Origin of the sequence: Stenotrophomonas bentonitica (assembly GCF_002887735.1) — a bacterium.
GTDB lineage: Bacteria > Pseudomonadota > Gammaproteobacteria > Xanthomonadales > Xanthomonadaceae > Stenotrophomonas > Stenotrophomonas bentonitica_A.
This window is the reverse complement of record NZ_PKQP01000021.1, coordinates 1-16484: the sequence shown is the minus strand read 5'-3', so window position 1 is coordinate 16484 and position 16484 is coordinate 1. Positions and strand designations below refer to the sequence as shown.

Sequence of the window (16484 nt, the reverse complement as noted above, 5' to 3'; positions counted from 1 at the left end):
GTACCGTCGGCGCCGGCGTGGTCTCCAAGATCCTCGAGTAACAGCGTTATACCGGCGGTTGCATTGCGCTGCCGGTCTCGCGAGTGGCGGGCCGGGAACCTCGGTCCGCCTTCGCCGTCTTAGGGAAGGCAAGTTTTTTCAGTACGCCAGTAGCTCAATTGGCAGAGCAGCGGTCTCCAAAACCGCAGGTTGGGGGTTCGAGTCCCTCCTGGCGTGCCACTTCTCCCTTCCAGCGGCTATGCCGCCACAGCAGCCAGAGCCGGATGAACAGCAAGATCGAGCATTCCAAAGACAACGCCTCCACTGGAGGTGACATCGTCAAGTACGCCGCCGCAGCGATCCTCGTGCTGGCGGGTCTTTTTGCTTGGTATTGGTTCGGTGCTCCTGAGCACGCCTCACAGAGTGCATGGGCCGGTCCGCTTCGCGGTCTGGCCGTTGTCGTTGGCCTGGTGGCCGGCCTCGGCGTGTTCCTGCTGACCGGCAAGGGTCGCGACACGCGGGAATTCCTTTCCGAATCGCGTTTCGAACTGCGCAAGGTGGTCTGGCCGACGCGCCAGGAAGCCATTCGCATGACCTGGGTGGTGATCGTCGTGGTGATCATCCTCAGCCTGCTGCTGGGCGGATTTGACTTCGTGATTCAGAAATTGACCCAGTGGTTCCTGGGTCGATAAGGAGAAACCAGTGAAGCGTTGGTACGTCGTTCACGCCTATTCGGGCTTCGAAAAGTCGGTGGCGCAGGCTCTGCGCGATCGCATCGTGCGTGACGAGATGCAGGAGCGCTTCGGTGACGTCCTGGTCCCGACCGAGGAAGTGGTTGAAATGCGCGCCGGCCAGAAGCGCCGTTCCGAGCGCAAGTTCTTCCCGGGTTACGTGCTGGTCCAGATCGAGACCCACGAAGAAAACGGCATTCCGCGCATCGACAACGAAAGCTGGCACCTTGTGAAGGATACGTCCAAGGTGATGGGCTTCATCGGTGGCACCGCCGACCGTCCGTTGCCGATCCGTGACGAGGAAGCTGCCGCCATCCTGGACCGCGTTCAGGAAGGTGTCGAAAAGCCGCGTCCGAAGGTGCTGTTCGAGCCGGGCCAGATGGTCCGCGTCACCGAAGGTCCATTCAACGATTTCAACGGCGTGGTCGAGGAAGTCAACTACGAGAAGAGCCGTCTGCGCGTCTCGGTGCTGATCTTCGGTCGTGCCACCCCGGTCGAGCTCGAGTTCGGCCAGGTCGAAAAGGCCGTCTGAGCCTGAGGGCAGTGGGTTCCGGGCGGCCGCCCGGAACCTGAACAGCCCGGCACCCCTTGCCATGCGGCAGGGGAAGAAAAAACCTGATATAGTGCGCGGCTTCCTGCCAGGAAGCTGGCAAAAAGCAAGGGCCGCCGCAAGGTGGCCTTCTGCGTGAATTCAAAACGCGATGCCGGGACGCGTGATTCCCGGTCCGATGGGGAGCCTGTTGTCGCAAGGCGCTAGCACCCGGAGAGCATACTCATGGCAAAGAAAGTTGTCGGTTATATCAAGCTGCAGGTGAAGGCCGGTCAGGCCAACCCCTCGCCGCCGGTTGGTCCTGCGCTGGGTCAGCGTGGCCTGAACATCATGGAATTCTGCAAGGCCTTCAATGCCGCCACGCAGAAGCTGGAGCCGGGTCTGCCGGTGCCGGTCATCATCACGGCCTACTCGGACCGTACCTTCACCTTCATCACCAAGAGCACCCCGGCTGCCGTGCTGCTCAAGAAGGCTGCAGGCATCTCGTCGGGCTCCAAGCGTCCGAACACCGAGAAGGTGGGCAAGGTGACCCGCAAGCAGCTCGAAGAGATCGCCAAGACCAAGGAAGCAGACCTGACGGCTGCCGATCTGGATGCCGCGGTGCGCACCATCGCCGGTTCTGCCCGTTCCATGGGCCTCGTGGTAGAGGGTTAAGAAGATGGCACAGACCAAGCGTGAGAAGGCCATCAAGGCCGCCGTCGTCCCGGGCAAGGCATATGCCTTCGAGGACGCCATCAAGATCCTGAAGACCGCTACCAAGGCCAAGTTCGTCGAGTCCTTCGACGTTGCTGTGCGCCTGGGCGTGGACGCCAAGAAGTCCGACCAGCAGGTGCGCGGTTCCACCGTGCTGCCGGCCGGTACCGGCAAGAGCGTGCGCGTTGCCGTCTTCGCCCCGGCCGGTGCCAAGGCTGACGAAGCCCTGGCCGCTGGCGCCGAAGCCGTTGGTATGGACGATCTGGCCGAGAAGATGCAGGCCGGCGATCTGAACTACGACGTCGTCATCGCGACCCCGGATGCCATGCGCGTCGTGGGTAAGCTGGGCACCGTGCTCGGCCCGCGCGGCCTGATGCCGAACCCGAAGGTCGGCACCGTCTCGGCCAACCCGGGCGAAGCCGTCAAGAATGCCAAGTCGGGTCAGGTGCGTTACCGCACCGACAAGGCCGGCATCATCCATTGCACCATCGGCAAGGCCGACTTCGCCGAAGACGCGCTGAAGTCGAACCTGCAGGCGCTGCTGATGGACCTGATCAAGGCCAAGCCGGCCACCTCGAAGGGCACCTACCTGCAGAAGGTTTCGGTCAGCTCGACGATGGGCCCGGGCGTCACTGTCGACCAGTCGTCGCTGTCGCTGAAGTAATCGTTTCAAGCGGGTACCGGGCTCCGGTCCGGTACCCGCGATATTTGAAGGCAATCCGAGTGGGGTCCGCCCCGCGGAGATAGCCGTCAAAGACCGCAGGCGCGGTCAGTACATACCGGCGACGGGCAGGGATGCTCGCATTGGCAGGGAGTCGCCGCCGGCGCAGTACCGAACGCTTAATCGATTCCCCCGGGAATCACCCTGCGTAGATGGTGCCCTTCTGGAGTTTTTCTGGTTTACGCACGTCTGGGTTCTCCCAGGTTGGCCATCCAGGTCTAGAACGGCCCACCCTTGGAACATCACCTGATGTTCCCGGCGTCCAGGACGGATGCCGCCCAGGACCGCACACGGCAGGAGCCGTAAGCGGAGTTCAATTGGAGGAGTGCAATGGCTCTCAATCTGTCCCAGAAGCAAGAAGTAGTCGCCGAGCTGGCAGACGTCGCCGCCAAGGCTCACTCCTTGATCGCAGCCGAATACGCTGGCACCACGGTCTCCCAGATGACCGCGATGCGCAAGCAGGCACGCGAAACCGGCGTTTTCTTGAAAGTTGTCAAGAACACGCTGGCGGCACGTGCAGTGGAAGGTACCGAATACGAATGCGCCAAAGACGCACTCGTCGGTCCGCTGCTGTACGCGTTCTCGCTCGAGGAGCCCGGCGCAGCCGGTCGCCTGATCAAGGATTTTGCCAAGACCAACGACAAGCTGCAGGCAAAAGTCGTGGCCATCGGCGGGGAACTGTTCCCGGCCGGTCATGTCGACGTGCTGGCCTCGCTGCCGACCCGTGATCAGGCCCTGGCCATGCTGGCCCGCGTCCTGTCCGAGCCGGCTGCCATGTTCGCCCGCGCCGTCAAGGCCGTGGCCGACAAGCAGGATGGCGGTGAAACCGCTGACGCTGCCGAGCCGGTCGCCGAAACCGCCTGAGTCGACGTTTCCGTGGTTCCGAACGGAACCTCAACCCAGAAAATTATCCAAAGGTAATCAAAATGTCCCTTACCAACGAACAGATCGTCGACGCCATCGCCGAGAAGTCCCTGATGGAAGTGATGGAGCTGGTCAAGGCCATCGAAGAGAAGTTCGGCGTCTCCGCCGCTGCTCCGGTCGCCGCAGCTGCTGCTGCTGGCCCGGCTGCCGCTGTTGAAGAGCAGACCGAATTCGACGTCATCCTGAAGTCGGCCGGCGACAAGAAGGTCGAAGTCATCAAGGCTGTCCGCGCCATCACCGGCCTGGGCCTGAAGGAAGCGAAGGATCTGGCAGAAGCCGGCGGCATGATCAAGGAAGCCGCTTCGAAGGACGACGCTGCCAAGTTCAAGAAGGACCTGGAAGCTGCTGGCGCGACTGTCGAAGTCAAGTAAGCAGTTCCTTGCCTCGCCATCGAAACACGGCGATGCAGCCAAGGCTGGGGGCGTAAGCCCCCGGCCTTTGGTCGTTTCACGCAACACCCGAAGTACGAGCCCAACACGGGCTGCGGTCATCCCCCGTCACAGCGGCGCACAAGCGCGCGGGCAGGGGAGTGGATGCAGACGAGTTGGCAGTTGGAAGTAGCGGGAGAAGGCGTGCTGGTGCCGGCAATACCAGCGACTTCCAACTGACAATTTCAGTTTCCCCTCGGGTCGTGGACGCACGATCCGCACAGCCAAGGTGATACCTCATGACGTCTTATTCGTTCACCGAAAAGAAGCGTATCCGCAAGGATTTCGGCAAGCAGCGCTCGATCCTCGAAGTGCCGTTCCTGCTTGCCATCCAGGTCGATTCCTACCGTGAATTCCTGCAGGAAAACGTCGATCCGGCCAAGCGCACGGACCACGGCCTGCATGCGGCCCTGAAGTCGGTGTTCCCGATTTCCAGCTACAGCGGCAATGCCGCCCTGGAATACGTCGGCTACAAGCTCGGCGACCCGGTGTTCGACGAGCGCGAGTGCCGCCAGCGTGGCATGAGCTACGGCGCGCCGCTGCGCGTGACCGTGCGCCTGGTGATCTACGACCGCGAGTCGTCGACCAAGGCCATCAAGTACGTGAAGGAGCAGGAAGTCTATCTCGGCGAAATCCCGCTGATGACCGACAACGGCACCTTCATCGTGAACGGTACCGAGCGCGTGATCGTCTCGCAGCTGCACCGTTCGCCGGGCGTGTTCTTCGACCACGACCGTGGCAAGACCCACAGCTCGGGCAAGCTGCTGTACAGCGCCCGCATCATCCCGTACCGCGGCTCCTGGCTGGACTTCGAGTTCGACCCGAAGGACGCCCTGTTCACCCGTATCGATCGTCGCCGCAAGCTGCCGGTGTCGATCCTGCTGCGTGCGCTGGGTTACAGCAACGAAGAGATGCTGGCCGAGTTCTTCGAGATCAACACGTTCCACATCAACCCCGATGAAGGCGTGCAGCTGGAGCTGGTCTCCGAGCGCCTGCGTGGCGAGACCCTGAACTTCGACCTGGCCGACGGTGACAAGGTCATCGTGGAAGCGGGCAAGCGCATCACCGCGCGCCACGTCAAGCAGCTGGAAGCCTCGGGCATCGCTGCCCTGGCCGTGCCGGACGAGTACATGGTCGGCCGCATCCTGTCGCACGACGTGGTCGACGCGAACACCGGCGAACTGCTGGCCCAGGCCAACGACGAAATCACCGACGAGCAGCTGCAGGCCTTCCGCAAGGCCGGCGTGGATGCCGTGGGCACCCTGTGGGTGAACGATCTGGATCGTGGCCCGTACCTGTCCAACACCCTGCGCATCGATCCGACCAAGACCCAGCTCGAAGCCCTGGTCGAGATCTACCGCATGATGCGTCCGGGCGAGCCGCCGACCAAGGACGCCGCGCAGAACCTGTTCCACAACCTGTTCTTCACCTTCGAGCGCTACGACCTGTCCACGGTCGGCCGCATGAAGTTCAACCGTCGTGTCGGCCGCAAGGAAGTCACCGGCGAAGCCGTGCTGTACGACCGCAAGTACTTCGGTGAGCGCAACGACGAAGAGTCCAAGCGCCTGGTCGCCGAGCACGCGGACACCTCCGACATCCTGGACGTGATCAAGGTCCTGACCGAGATCCGCAACGGTCGCGGCGTGGTCGATGACATCGATCACCTGGGCAACCGTCGCGTGCGTTCGGTCGGTGAAATGGCAGAGAACGTGTTCCGCGTGGGCCTGGTCCGCGTCGAGCGCGCGGTCAAGGAACGCCTGTCGATGGCCGAATCCGAAGGCCTGACCCCGCAGGAACTGATCAATGCCAAGCCGGTCGCTGCGGCCATCAAGGAGTTCTTCGGCTCCTCGCAGCTGTCCCAGTTCATGGATCAGAACAACCCGCTGTCGGAAGTGACGCACAAGCGTCGCGTCTCGGCCCTGGGCCCGGGCGGCCTGACCCGCGAACGCGCCGGCTTCGAAGTGCGCGACGTGCACCCGACCCATTACGGCCGCGTCTGCACCATCGAAACGCCGGAAGGCCCGAACATCGGCCTGATCAACTCGCTGGCCGTGTACGCCCGCACCAACCAGTACGGCTTCCTGGAAACCCCGTACCGCAAGGTTGCCGACGGCAAGGTCTCCGACGAGATCGAATTCCTGTCGGCCATCGAAGAAAACGAGTACGTCATCGCCCAGGCCAACGCCCTGACCGATGCCAAGAGCATGCTCACCGAGCAGTTCGTGCCGTGCCGCTTCCAGGGTGAGTCGCTGCTCAAGCCGCCGGCGGAAGTCCACTTCATGGACGTCTCGCCGATGCAGACCGTGTCGATCGCTGCCGCGCTCGTCCCGTTCCTGGAGCACGATGACGCCAACCGCGCACTGATGGGCGCCAACATGCAGCGTCAGGCCGTGCCGACCCTGCGTGCCCAGAAGCCGCTGGTGGGTACCGGTATCGAACGCGCCGTGGCCCGTGACTCGGGTGTGACCGTGAACGCCCGTCGTGGCGGCGAGATCGTGCAGATCGACGCCGGCCGCATCGTGGTCAAGGTCAACGAAGTGGAGATCACCGACGCGACCGACGCCGGCGTGGATATCTACAACCTGATCAAGTACACCCGCTCCAACCAGAACACCTGCATCAACCAGCGTCCGCTGGTGGAAGTGGGCAACGTGGTGGCGCGTGGCGACGTGCTGGCTGACGGTCCGTCCACCGACATCGGTGAACTGGCCCTGGGCCAGAACATGCTGATCGCCTTCATGCCGTGGAACGGCTACAACTTCGAAGACTCCATCCTGCTCTCCGAGCGCGTGGTGGAAGAGGATCGCTACACCACGATCCACATCGAAGAGCTGACCTGCGTTGCGCGTGACACCAAGCTGGGGCCGGAGGAAATCTCCGCCGACATCCCGAACGTCTCCGAGCAGGCCCTGAACCGCCTGGACGAGAGCGGCGTGGTGTATATCGGTGCGGAAGTCCGCGCCGGCGACATCATGGTCGGCAAGGTCACCCCGAAGGGCGAAAGCCAGCTGACCCCGGAAGAGAAGCTGCTGCGTGCGATCTTCGGCGAGAAGGCCTCGGACGTGAAGGACAGCTCGCTGCGCGTGCCGCCGGGCATGGACGGCACCGTCATCGACGTCCAGGTCTTCACCCGCGACGGCATCGAGAAGGACAAGCGCGCCCGTCAGATCGAAGAGTCTGAAATCAAGCGCGTCAAGAAGGACTTCGACGACCAGTTCCGCATCCTGGAAGGCGCCATCTACGCCCGTCTGCGTTCGCAGATCGTGGGCAAGGTGGTCAACGGTGGTGCCAACCTGAAGAAGGGCGACACCGTCACCGACGCGTACCTGGACGGCCTGAAGAAGGCTGACTGGTTCGTGCTGCGCATGAAGGACGAGGACGCCTCCGAAGCCATCGAACGTGCCCAGAAGCAGATCCAGGCGCACGAGAAGGAATTCGAGCGTCGCTTCGCCGACAAGCGCGGCAAGATCACCGCGGGCGACGATCTGGCCCCGGGCGTGCTGAAGATGGTCAAGGTGTTCCTGGCCGTGAAGCGTCGCATCCAGCCGGGTGACAAGATGGCAGGCCGCCACGGCAACAAGGGTGTGGTCTCCAACGTGGTGCCGGTCGAAGACATGCCGTACATGGCCTCGGGCGAAACCGTGGACATCGTGCTGAACCCGCTGGGCGTGCCGTCGCGTATGAACATCGGCCAGATTCTGGAAGTGCATCTGGGCTGGGCCGCCAAGGGCCTGGGTCGCAAGATCCAGGGCATGCTGGAAGCCCAGGCCGCGATCAACGACCTGCGCAAGTTCCTGGACGACGTCTACAACCACGACAAGACCCAGCACGCCAACCACGTCGACCTGACCCAGTTCAGCGACGAGGAGCTGCTGCGCCTGGCCACCAACCTGACCGACGGCGTGCCGATGGCAACGCCGGTGTTCGACGGTGCGACGGAAGCCGAGATCAAGCACATGCTTGCCCTGGCCGACCTGCCGCTGAGCGGCCAGACCCAGCTGTATGACGGCCGCACCGGTGAGGCATTCGATCGCCACACCACCGTGGGCTACATGCACTACCTGAAGCTGAACCACCTGGTCGACGACAAGATGCACGCCCGTTCGACCGGCCCGTACTCGCTCGTCACCCAGCAGCCGCTGGGCGGCAAGGCGCAGTTCGGTGGCCAGCGCTTCGGTGAAATGGAAGTCTGGGCGCTGGAAGCCTACGGCGCGGCCTACACCCTGCAGGAAATGCTGACGGTGAAGTCCGATGACGTGCAGGGCCGCAACCAGATGTACAAGAACATCGTCGACGGTGAGCACGAGATGGTCGCGGGCATGCCGGAATCCTTCAACGTGCTCGTGAAGGAAATCCGCTCGCTGGCCATCAACATGGAACTGGACGGCAACTGATCGCGCAGGCGCGGCTGCCCCGGCAGCCGCGCCGCCACATCTGAACCGACAGCCCCATCGACAAGATTTCCTCCTTTCGGAGAAACACCATGAAAGACTTGCTCAACCTCTTCAACCAGCAGCGTCAGACGCTGGACTTCGACGCGATCAAGATCGCGCTGGCCTCGCCGGACCTGATCCGTTCGTGGTCCTTCGGCGAAGTGAAGAAGCCGGAAACCATCAACTACCGTACGTTCAAGCCGGAACGTGACGGCCTGTTCTGCGCCGCCATCTTCGGACCGGTCAAGGACTACGAGTGCCTGTGCGGCAAGTACAAGCGCATGAAGCACCGCGGCGTGGTCTGCGAAAAGTGCGGCACCGAAGTCACCCTGGCCAAGGTGCGCCGCGAGCGCATGGGTCACATCGACCTGGCCTCGCCGGTCGCGCACATCTGGTTCCTCAAGTCGCTGCCGTCGCGCATCGGCCTGATGCTGGACATGACCCTGCGTGACATCGAGCGCGTGCTGTACTTCGAAGCCTACGTGGTGACCGAGCCGGGCCTGACCGCCCTGGAGCGCCGCCAGCTGCTGACCGAAGAACAGTACCTGCAGGCCCGCCAGGAACACGGCGACGACTTCGATGCCGCCATGGGCGCCGAGGCCGTGTACGAACTGCTGCGCACCATCGACCTGCAGTCGGAAATGACCCGCCTGCGCGAAGAAATCGCCAGCACCGGTTCGGAAACCAAGCTCAAGCGACTGACCAAGCGCATCAAGCTGGTCGAGGCCTTCCTCGAGTCGGGCAACCGTCCGGAGTGGATGGTCATGACCGTGCTGCCGGTGCTGCCGCCGGACCTGCGTCCGCTGGTGCCGCTGGACGGTGGCCGCTTCGCGACCTCCGATCTGAACGATCTGTACCGCCGCGTCATCAACCGCAACAACCGCCTGCGCCGCCTGCTTGAGCTGAACGCGCCGGACATCATCGTGCGCAATGAAAAGCGCATGCTGCAGGAATCGGTCGATGCGCTGCTGGACAACGGCCGTCGCGGCCGTGCCATCACCGGCACCAACAAGCGCCCGCTGAAGTCGCTGGCCGACATGATCAAGGGCAAGCAGGGCCGCTTCCGCCAGAACCTGCTGGGCAAGCGCGTGGACTACTCGGGCCGTTCGGTCATCGTGGTCGGTCCGTACCTGCGCCTGCACCAGTGCGGCCTGCCGAAGAAGATGGCGCTTGAGCTGTTCAAGCCGTTCGTCTTCGCCAAGCTGCAGCGTCGTGGTCTGGCCACCACCATCAAGGCCGCCAAGAAGCTGGTCGAGCGCGAAGAAGCCGAAGTCTGGGACATCCTGGAAGAGGTCATCCGCGAGCATCCGGTGATGCTGAACCGTGCGCCGACCCTGCACCGTCTGGGTATCCAGGCCTTCGAGCCGGTCCTGATCGAAGGCAAGGCCATCCAGCTGCACCCGCTGGTCTGCACCGCGTTCAACGCCGACTTCGACGGTGACCAGATGGCCGTCCACGTGCCGCTCTCGCTGGAAGCCCAGCTGGAAGCGCGTGCGCTGATGATGTCCACCAACAACATCCTGTCGCCGGCCAACGGCGAGCCGATCATCGTGCCGTCGCAGGACGTCGTGCTGGGTCTGTACTACATGACCCGCTCGCTGGTGAACAAGAAGGGCGAGGGCATGGCCTTCGCCAACATCGCCGAAGTCAAGCGCGCCTACGACAACCGCGTGGTGGAACTGCACGCACGCGTCAAGGTCCGCATCACCGAAGTGGTGACCGACGAGGAAGGCAACAAGCAGAACAAGACCTCGATCGTGGACACCACGATCGGTCGCGCCCTGCTGGCTGAAATCCTGCCGGAAGGCCTGCCGTTCGCGCTGGCCAACACCGAGCTGACCAAGAAGAACATCAGCCGCCTGATCAACTCCAGCTACCGTCAGCTGGGCTTGAAGGACACGGTCGTGTTCGCCGATAAGCTGATGTACACCGGCTTCGCCTACGCAACCCGCGCGGGCGTGTCGATCGGCATCGACGACATGCTGATCCCGGACGAGAAGCGCGGCATCCTCACCGAGGCCGAAGCCGAAGTGCTGGAAATCCAGGAGCAGTACCAGTCGGGCCTGGTCACCGCCGGCGAGCGCTACAACAAGGTGGTCGACATCTGGTCGCGCACCAACGAACGCATCGCCAAGGCGATGATGGACACCATCGGTACCGAGAAGGTGGTCAATGCCGAAGGCGAGACCATCGACCAGAAGTCGATGAACTCGCTGTACATCATGGCCGACTCCGGTGCCCGTGGTTCGCAGGCGCAGATCCGTCAGCTGGCCGGTATGCGCGGCCTGATGGCGCGTCCGGATGGCTCGATCATCGAAACGCCCATCAAGGCGAACTTCCGTGAAGGCCTGAACGTGCAGGAGTACTTCAACTCCACCCACGGTGCCCGTAAGGGTCTGGCCGATACCGCGCTGAAGACGGCGAACTCGGGTTACCTGACCCGTCGTCTGGTCGACGTGGCGCAGGACGTGGTCATCACCGAGGTGGATTGCGGTACCACCGAAGGCCTGACCATGACCCCGATCGTGGAAGGCGGCGACGTCGTGGAGCCGTTGAAGGACCGCGTGCTGGGTCGTGTCGTGGCCGAGGACGTGTTCCTGCCGGGCAACGACGAAGATCCGATCGTGACCCGCAACACCCTGCTCGACGAGCAGTGGGTGGCCAAGCTGGAAGACGCCTCGGTGCAGTCGGTCAAGGTCCGTTCGACCATCAGCTGCGCCTCGCCGTTCGGCGTCTGCGCACACTGCTACGGTCGCGATCTGGCCCGTGGCCACATCGTCAACATCGGCGAAGCGGTCGGCGTCATCGCCGCGCAGTCGATCGGTGAGCCGGGTACCCAGCTGACCATGCGTACGTTCCACATCGGTGGTGCGGCGTCGCGAGCTGCTGCGGTCGACAACATCACCGTCAAGACCACCGGTTCGGTGAAGTTCAACAACCTGAAGTCGGTCGAGCACGCCAGCGGTTCGCTGGTGGCGGTCTCGCGTTCGGGTGAAATGTCGGTGCTCGATGCCCACGGTCGTGAGCGTGAGCGTTACAAGCTGCCGTACGGTGCGACCATCACGTCCAAGGACGGCGATGCGGTCAAGGCTGGCCAGACCGTGGCCAACTGGGACCCGCATAACCACCCGATCGTGTCGGAAGTGGCCGGTTTCATCCGCTTCATCGACTTCATCGACGGCGTCACCGTCATCGAGAAGACCGACGAACTGACCGGCCTGGCATCGCGTGAAATCACCGATCCGAAGCGTCGTGGTTCGCAGGCCAAGGATCTGCGCCCGATCGTGCGCATCGTGGACAAGAACGGCAACGATCTGACCATCCCGAACACGGATCTGCCGGCCCAGTACCTGCTGCCGCCGCGCTCGATCGTCAACCTGCAGGACGGCGCCGCCGTCGGCGTGGGTGACGTGGTCGCCAAGATCCCGCAGGAAGCGTCCAAGACCCGTGACATCACCGGTGGTCTGCCGCGCGTGGCCGATCTGTTCGAAGCGCGCAAGCCGAAGGATCCGGCGATCCTGGCCGAGCGTTCGGGCATCATCAGCTTCGGCAAGGACACCAAGGGCAAGCAGCGCCTGATCATCAAGGACACCGATGGTTCGGAACACGAAGAGCTGATCCCGAAGTACCGTCAGGTGATCGTGTTCGAAGGCGAGCACGTGACCAAGGGCGAAACCATCGTGGACGGCGAGCCGAGCCCGCAGGACATCCTGCGTCTGCTGGGTGTCGAACCGCTGGCGGCCTACCTGGTCAAGGAAATCCAGGACGTGTACCGCCTGCAGGGCGTGAAGATCAACGACAAGCACATCGAGGTGATCACCCGCCAGATGCTGCGCAAGGTTGAGATCACCGACCAGGGCACCAGCAAGTTCCTGAATGGCGAGCAGGCCGAGCGCCAGCGCGTCATCGAGGAAAATGCCCGCCTGGCGACCCGCAACGAGCTGCCGGCCCGTTTCGATCCGGTCCTGCTGGGTATCACCAAGGCATCGCTGGCGACCGAATCGTTCATCTCGGCGGCGTCGTTCCAGGAAACCACCCGCGTGCTGACCGAAGCGGCCGTGCGCGGCACCTCGGACAACCTGCGCGGCCTGAAGGAAAACGTCATCGTCGGCCGTCTGATCCCGGCCGGTACGGGCTTGGCTTACCACGCCAACCGTCGTCGCAACGCCTCCGGGCTGACCGACTCGGAAATGCAGACCCTGTCCGGCAGCACGCCGGCCGTGGCTGAGGTGGCCCCGGTGGCCGCCGTGGCGGTGGAATCGACCGACGCCGACCAGGCGCCGGGCAGCGACGAGTAATACGCAGACCCGGCTCCGGCCGGGCCCGCGGCAGGGCAGGGCGCCGACTCCGGTCGGTGGCCCTCCCGGCAAATCAGCAGGCACCGGCCACTGGTCGTCCGCCTGCCGATGAGGTAGGATGCCCGCCGGTCTTTCAACGGACCGGCTTGACAACCTGAACGGGGGGCATGGAAAAGGCTCCCCTGTAACGGCCCGGGATCAGGGCTGGCTTGGCGCGTGCGCATTTGACTGCGTTTTCGCCGGGTTGCTACAATCGTCTGTCTCAGCAGGCCGGTCTTTCGCCTGCTCGCACATTTCCGCATTCATGGCCAGTCTTTTCATTGGCCTCTCTCAGAAGAACATACTGATGGCGACGATCAATCAGCTTGTCCGCAAGCCGCGGCAGGCAACCACTTATAAGAGTGCCTCCCCGGCCCTCGATAAGTGCCCCCAGCGCCGTGGCGTCTGCACGCGCGTGTACACCACCACTCCGAAGAAGCCGAACTCGGCGCTTCGCAAGGTTGCCAAGGTTCGCCTGACCAACCAGGAAGAAGTGATTAGCTACATCGGCGGCGAAGGCCACAACCTGCAGGAACACTCCGTGGTCCTGATCCGTGGCGGTCGCGTCAAGGATCTGCCGGGTGTGCGTTACCACACCGTGCGTGGCTCGCTGGACGCCTCCGGCGTTGCCAAGCGTCGCCAGGGCCGTTCCAAGTACGGCGCCAAGCGTCCGAAGAGCTAAGGGAAAGTACACATGTCTCGTAAAGGTAATACGCCGCAGCGCTCTGTCCTGCCGGATCCGAAGCACGGAAGTGAAACCATCGCTCGTTTCATCAACATGGTGATGCTGAGCGGCAAGAAGTCGGTCGCTGAAAAGATCGTCTACGGTGCCATGGACGTGATCGGCGAAAAGAACCCGAATTCCGTCGAGCTGGTTCAAAAGGCTCTGGAAAACGTGGCTCCGTCGGTCGAAGTCAAGTCCCGCCGCGTCGGTGGTGCCACCTACCAGGTGCCGGTCGAAGTGCGTTCCTCGCGCAAGATGGCACTGGCGATGCGTTGGCTGATCGACTCGGCGCGCAAGCGTGGTGAGAACACCATGCCGAAGAAGCTGGCTGCCGAACTGCTGGACGCCTCGGAAAATCGTGGTGGCGCCATCAAGAAGCGCGAAGAAACCCACCGCATGGCCGAAGCCAACAAGGCCTTCGCGCACTACCGCTGGTGAGTTTGACGGCCTTGCAAAACAGGCACGGCAGCACCATCTAGGTGCTGCCCCGCGGCACCTGGGGTGCCGCGCCAATCCGAAGGCCGCCGAAAGGCGGCGTTCGGCCATCCGAATTCCAAGAAATTGAGAGGCTCCCGTGGCCCGCACCACTCCCATCGAGCGTTACCGCAATTTCGGCATCATGGCCCACATCGATGCCGGCAAGACCACCACGTCCGAGCGCATCCTGTTCTACACCGGCAAGAGCCACAAGATCGGTGAAGTGCACGACGGCGCTGCCACCATGGACTGGATGGAGCAGGAGCAGGAGCGTGGCATCACGATCCAGTCCGCTGCCACCACCGCGTTCTGGAAGGGCATGGACAAGTCCCTGCCGGAGCACCGCTTCAACATCATCGACACCCCCGGGCACGTCGACTTCACCATCGAAGTGGAGCGCTCGCTGCGCGTGCTCGACGGTGCCGTCTTCGTGCTGTGCGCCGTCGGTGGCGTGCAGCCGCAGTCGGAAACCGTGTGGCGCCAGGCCAATCGTTACAAGGTGCCGCGCATCGCGTTCGTCAACAAGATGGACCGCACCGGCGCGAACTTCACCAAGGTCGTTGGCCAGCTGAAGGCCAAGCTGGGTGCTGTCGCCGTCCCGATGCAGCTGCCGATCGGCGCCGAAGACAACTTCAAGGGCGTGGTCGACCTCATCAAGATGAAGGCCATCCATTGGGATGAAGCCTCGCAGGGCATGAAGTTCGAGTACCTGGAGATCCCGGCGGACATGCAGGCGGAGGCCGAAGAGGCCCGCACCTACATGATCGAAGCTGCGGCTGAAGCCAGCGAAGAGCTGATGGAAAAGTACCTGGGCGGCGAAGAGCTGACCGAGGCCGAAATCGTCGAAGCCCTGCGCGTGCGCACCCTGGCCACCGACATCGTGCCGATGTACTGCGGCTCGGCGTTCAAGAACAAGGGCGTGCAGGCCATGCTGGACGGCGTGGTGCAGCTGCTGCCGTCGCCGATCGACGTGCCGGACGTGACCGGTACCGACGTCGACGATGAAACCGTTGCGCTGAGCCGCAAGTCCGATGACAAGGCGCCGTTCTCGGCCCTGGCCTTCAAGATCATCACCGATCCGTTCGTCGGCGCGCTGACCTTCTTCCGTGTCTACTCGGGCACGCTGAACGCCGGCGACCAGCTGCTGAACTCGGTGAAGGGCAAGAAGGAGCGCATCGGCCGCATCCTGCAGATGCACTCCAACGATCGCGAAGAAATCAAGGAAGTGCTGGCCGGTGACATCGCCGCGGCGGTGGGTCTGAAGGACACCACCACCGGCGACACCCTGTGCTCGCAGGACCACCCGATCATCCTGGAGCGCATGGTGTTCCCGGAGCCGGTGATCTCGATGGCCGTCGAACCGAAGACCAAGTCCGACCAGGAAAAGATGGGTCTGGCCCTCGGCCGTCTGGCGCAGGAAGATCCGTCGTTCCGCGTCAAGACCGACGAAGAATCCGGCCAGACCATCATCTCGGGCATGGGCGAGCTGCACCTGGACATCATCGTGGACCGCATGAAGCGCGAGTTCAACGTTGAAGCCAACGTCGGCAAGCCGCAGGTGGCCTACCGCGAAACCATCCAGGCCGCGGACGTCAAGTCGGACTACAAGCACGCCAAGCAGTCCGGTGGTAAGGGTCAGTACGGTCACGTCGTGATCGAGCTGTCGCCGATCACCGCCGAAGATCGTGCCGACCCGAAGATCGGGCCGCTGATCAAGGACGACTTCCTGTTCATCAACGACATCACCGGTGGCGTGATTCCGAAGGAATTCATTCCGTCGATCGAAAAGGGTCTGCGCGAAACCATCACCAGCGGTCCGCTGGCGGGCTTCCCGGTCGTGGACGTCAAGGTCAAGCTGGTGTTCGGCTCGTACCACGACGTCGACTCCTCGGAAATGGCGTTCAAGCTGGCCGCCTCGATGGCCTTCAAGCAGGGCTTCTCCAAGGCCAAGCCGGTCCTGCTGGAGCCGATCATGAAGGTCGAGATCGTGACCCCGAGCGATTACCAGGGTGACGTGATGGGCGACGTGAGCCGTCGTCGCGGCATGCTGCAGGGCTCGAGCGTGACCGGTGACGGTTCGGCTGAAATCATCAATGCGATGATTCCGCTGGGTGAAATGTTCGGCTACGCGACCTCGCTGCGTTCGCAGACCCAGGGTCGTGCAACGTTCACGATGGAATTCGACCATTACGAGCCGGCTCCGTCGAACATCGCCGAAGCCGTGGTCAAGAAGTCCTGAGCATAAGCTCAGGACTCCACCTCATTCTTTTCTGATATCCAAGGTATACAACAATGGCAAAGGGTAAGTTCGAGCGCACCAAGCCGCACGTCAACGTCGGCACCATCGGTCACGTCGATCACGGCAAGACCACGCTGACCGCTGCACTGACCAAGATCGGTGCCGAGCGCTTCGGTGGCGAATTCAAGGATTACTCCGCGATCGACGCCGCGCCGGAAGAAAAGGCACGTGGCATCACGATCTCGACC

At 63.1% G+C, this 16484-nt stretch carries 12 protein-coding genes and 1 tRNA gene; all 13 read left to right on the top strand.

What is annotated here, in order from left to right; translation table 11 throughout:
• Window positions 1-143 precede the first annotated feature (143 nt).
• Window positions 144-219: transfer RNA gene (locus tag C0R07_RS19455), tRNA-Trp, on the top strand.
• Between the two features lie 44 nt (window positions 220-263).
• Window positions 264-671, top strand: coding sequence for a preprotein translocase subunit SecE (gene secE, locus C0R07_RS19450; protein WP_019186114.1), 408 nt, complete (start codon window positions 264-266; stop codon window positions 669-671).
• Window positions 672-681: 10 nt separating this feature from the next.
• On the top strand, window positions 682-1242 hold the full coding sequence (nusG, locus tag C0R07_RS19445; RefSeq protein WP_019186115.1) for a transcription termination/antitermination protein NusG: 561 nt from the start codon (window positions 682-684) through the stop codon (window positions 1240-1242).
• A 243-nt stretch (window positions 1243-1485) separates the two neighbouring features.
• Window positions 1486-1914, top strand: a complete 429-nt coding sequence (rplK, locus tag C0R07_RS19440; protein ID WP_019186116.1) for a 50S ribosomal protein L11 — start codon at window positions 1486-1488, stop codon at window positions 1912-1914.
• Between the two features lie 4 nt (window positions 1915-1918).
• Entirely contained in the window at window positions 1919-2617 is a 699-nt protein-coding gene (gene rplA / locus C0R07_RS19435; protein ID WP_019186117.1) for a 50S ribosomal protein L1, read from the top strand.
• 387 nt (window positions 2618-3004) lie between these two features.
• A complete protein-coding gene (gene rplJ, locus C0R07_RS19425; protein ID WP_019186118.1) occupies window positions 3005-3538 on the top strand; it encodes a 50S ribosomal protein L10 in 534 nt (177 codons plus the stop codon).
• A 62-nt stretch (window positions 3539-3600) separates the two neighbouring features.
• On the top strand, window positions 3601-3969 hold the full coding sequence (rplL, locus tag C0R07_RS19420; protein WP_019186119.1) for a 50S ribosomal protein L7/L12: 369 nt from the start codon (window positions 3601-3603) through the stop codon (window positions 3967-3969).
• A gap of 296 nt (window positions 3970-4265) precedes the next feature.
• Window positions 4266-8420 (top strand): DNA-directed RNA polymerase subunit beta, encoded by a 4155-nt coding sequence (gene rpoB / locus C0R07_RS19415; RefSeq protein ID WP_019186120.1) that lies wholly within the window; start codon window positions 4266-4268, stop codon window positions 8418-8420.
• A gap of 89 nt (window positions 8421-8509) precedes the next feature.
• The gene (gene rpoC / locus C0R07_RS19410) at window positions 8510-12757 is read left to right on the top strand and encodes a DNA-directed RNA polymerase subunit beta' (protein WP_070473260.1); all 4248 of its coding nucleotides are present in this window, start codon (window positions 8510-8512) and stop codon (window positions 12755-12757) included.
• Window positions 12758-13103: 346 nt separating this feature from the next.
• Entirely contained in the window at window positions 13104-13478 is a 375-nt protein-coding gene (gene rpsL / locus C0R07_RS19405) for a 30S ribosomal protein S12 (protein ID WP_017356008.1), read from the top strand.
• 12 nt (window positions 13479-13490) lie between these two features.
• The gene (gene rpsG, locus C0R07_RS19400; protein WP_019186122.1) at window positions 13491-13958 is read left to right on the top strand and encodes a 30S ribosomal protein S7; all 468 of its coding nucleotides are present in this window, start codon (window positions 13491-13493) and stop codon (window positions 13956-13958) included.
• Window positions 13959-14094: 136 nt separating this feature from the next.
• Window positions 14095-16236, top strand: coding sequence for an elongation factor G (gene fusA, locus C0R07_RS19395; RefSeq protein ID WP_019186123.1), 2142 nt, complete (start codon window positions 14095-14097; stop codon window positions 16234-16236).
• Between the two features lie 53 nt (window positions 16237-16289).
• On the top strand, window positions 16290-16484 hold a 195-nt coding region (locus tag C0R07_RS19390; protein ID WP_254427889.1), incomplete at its 3' end, for a GTP-binding protein.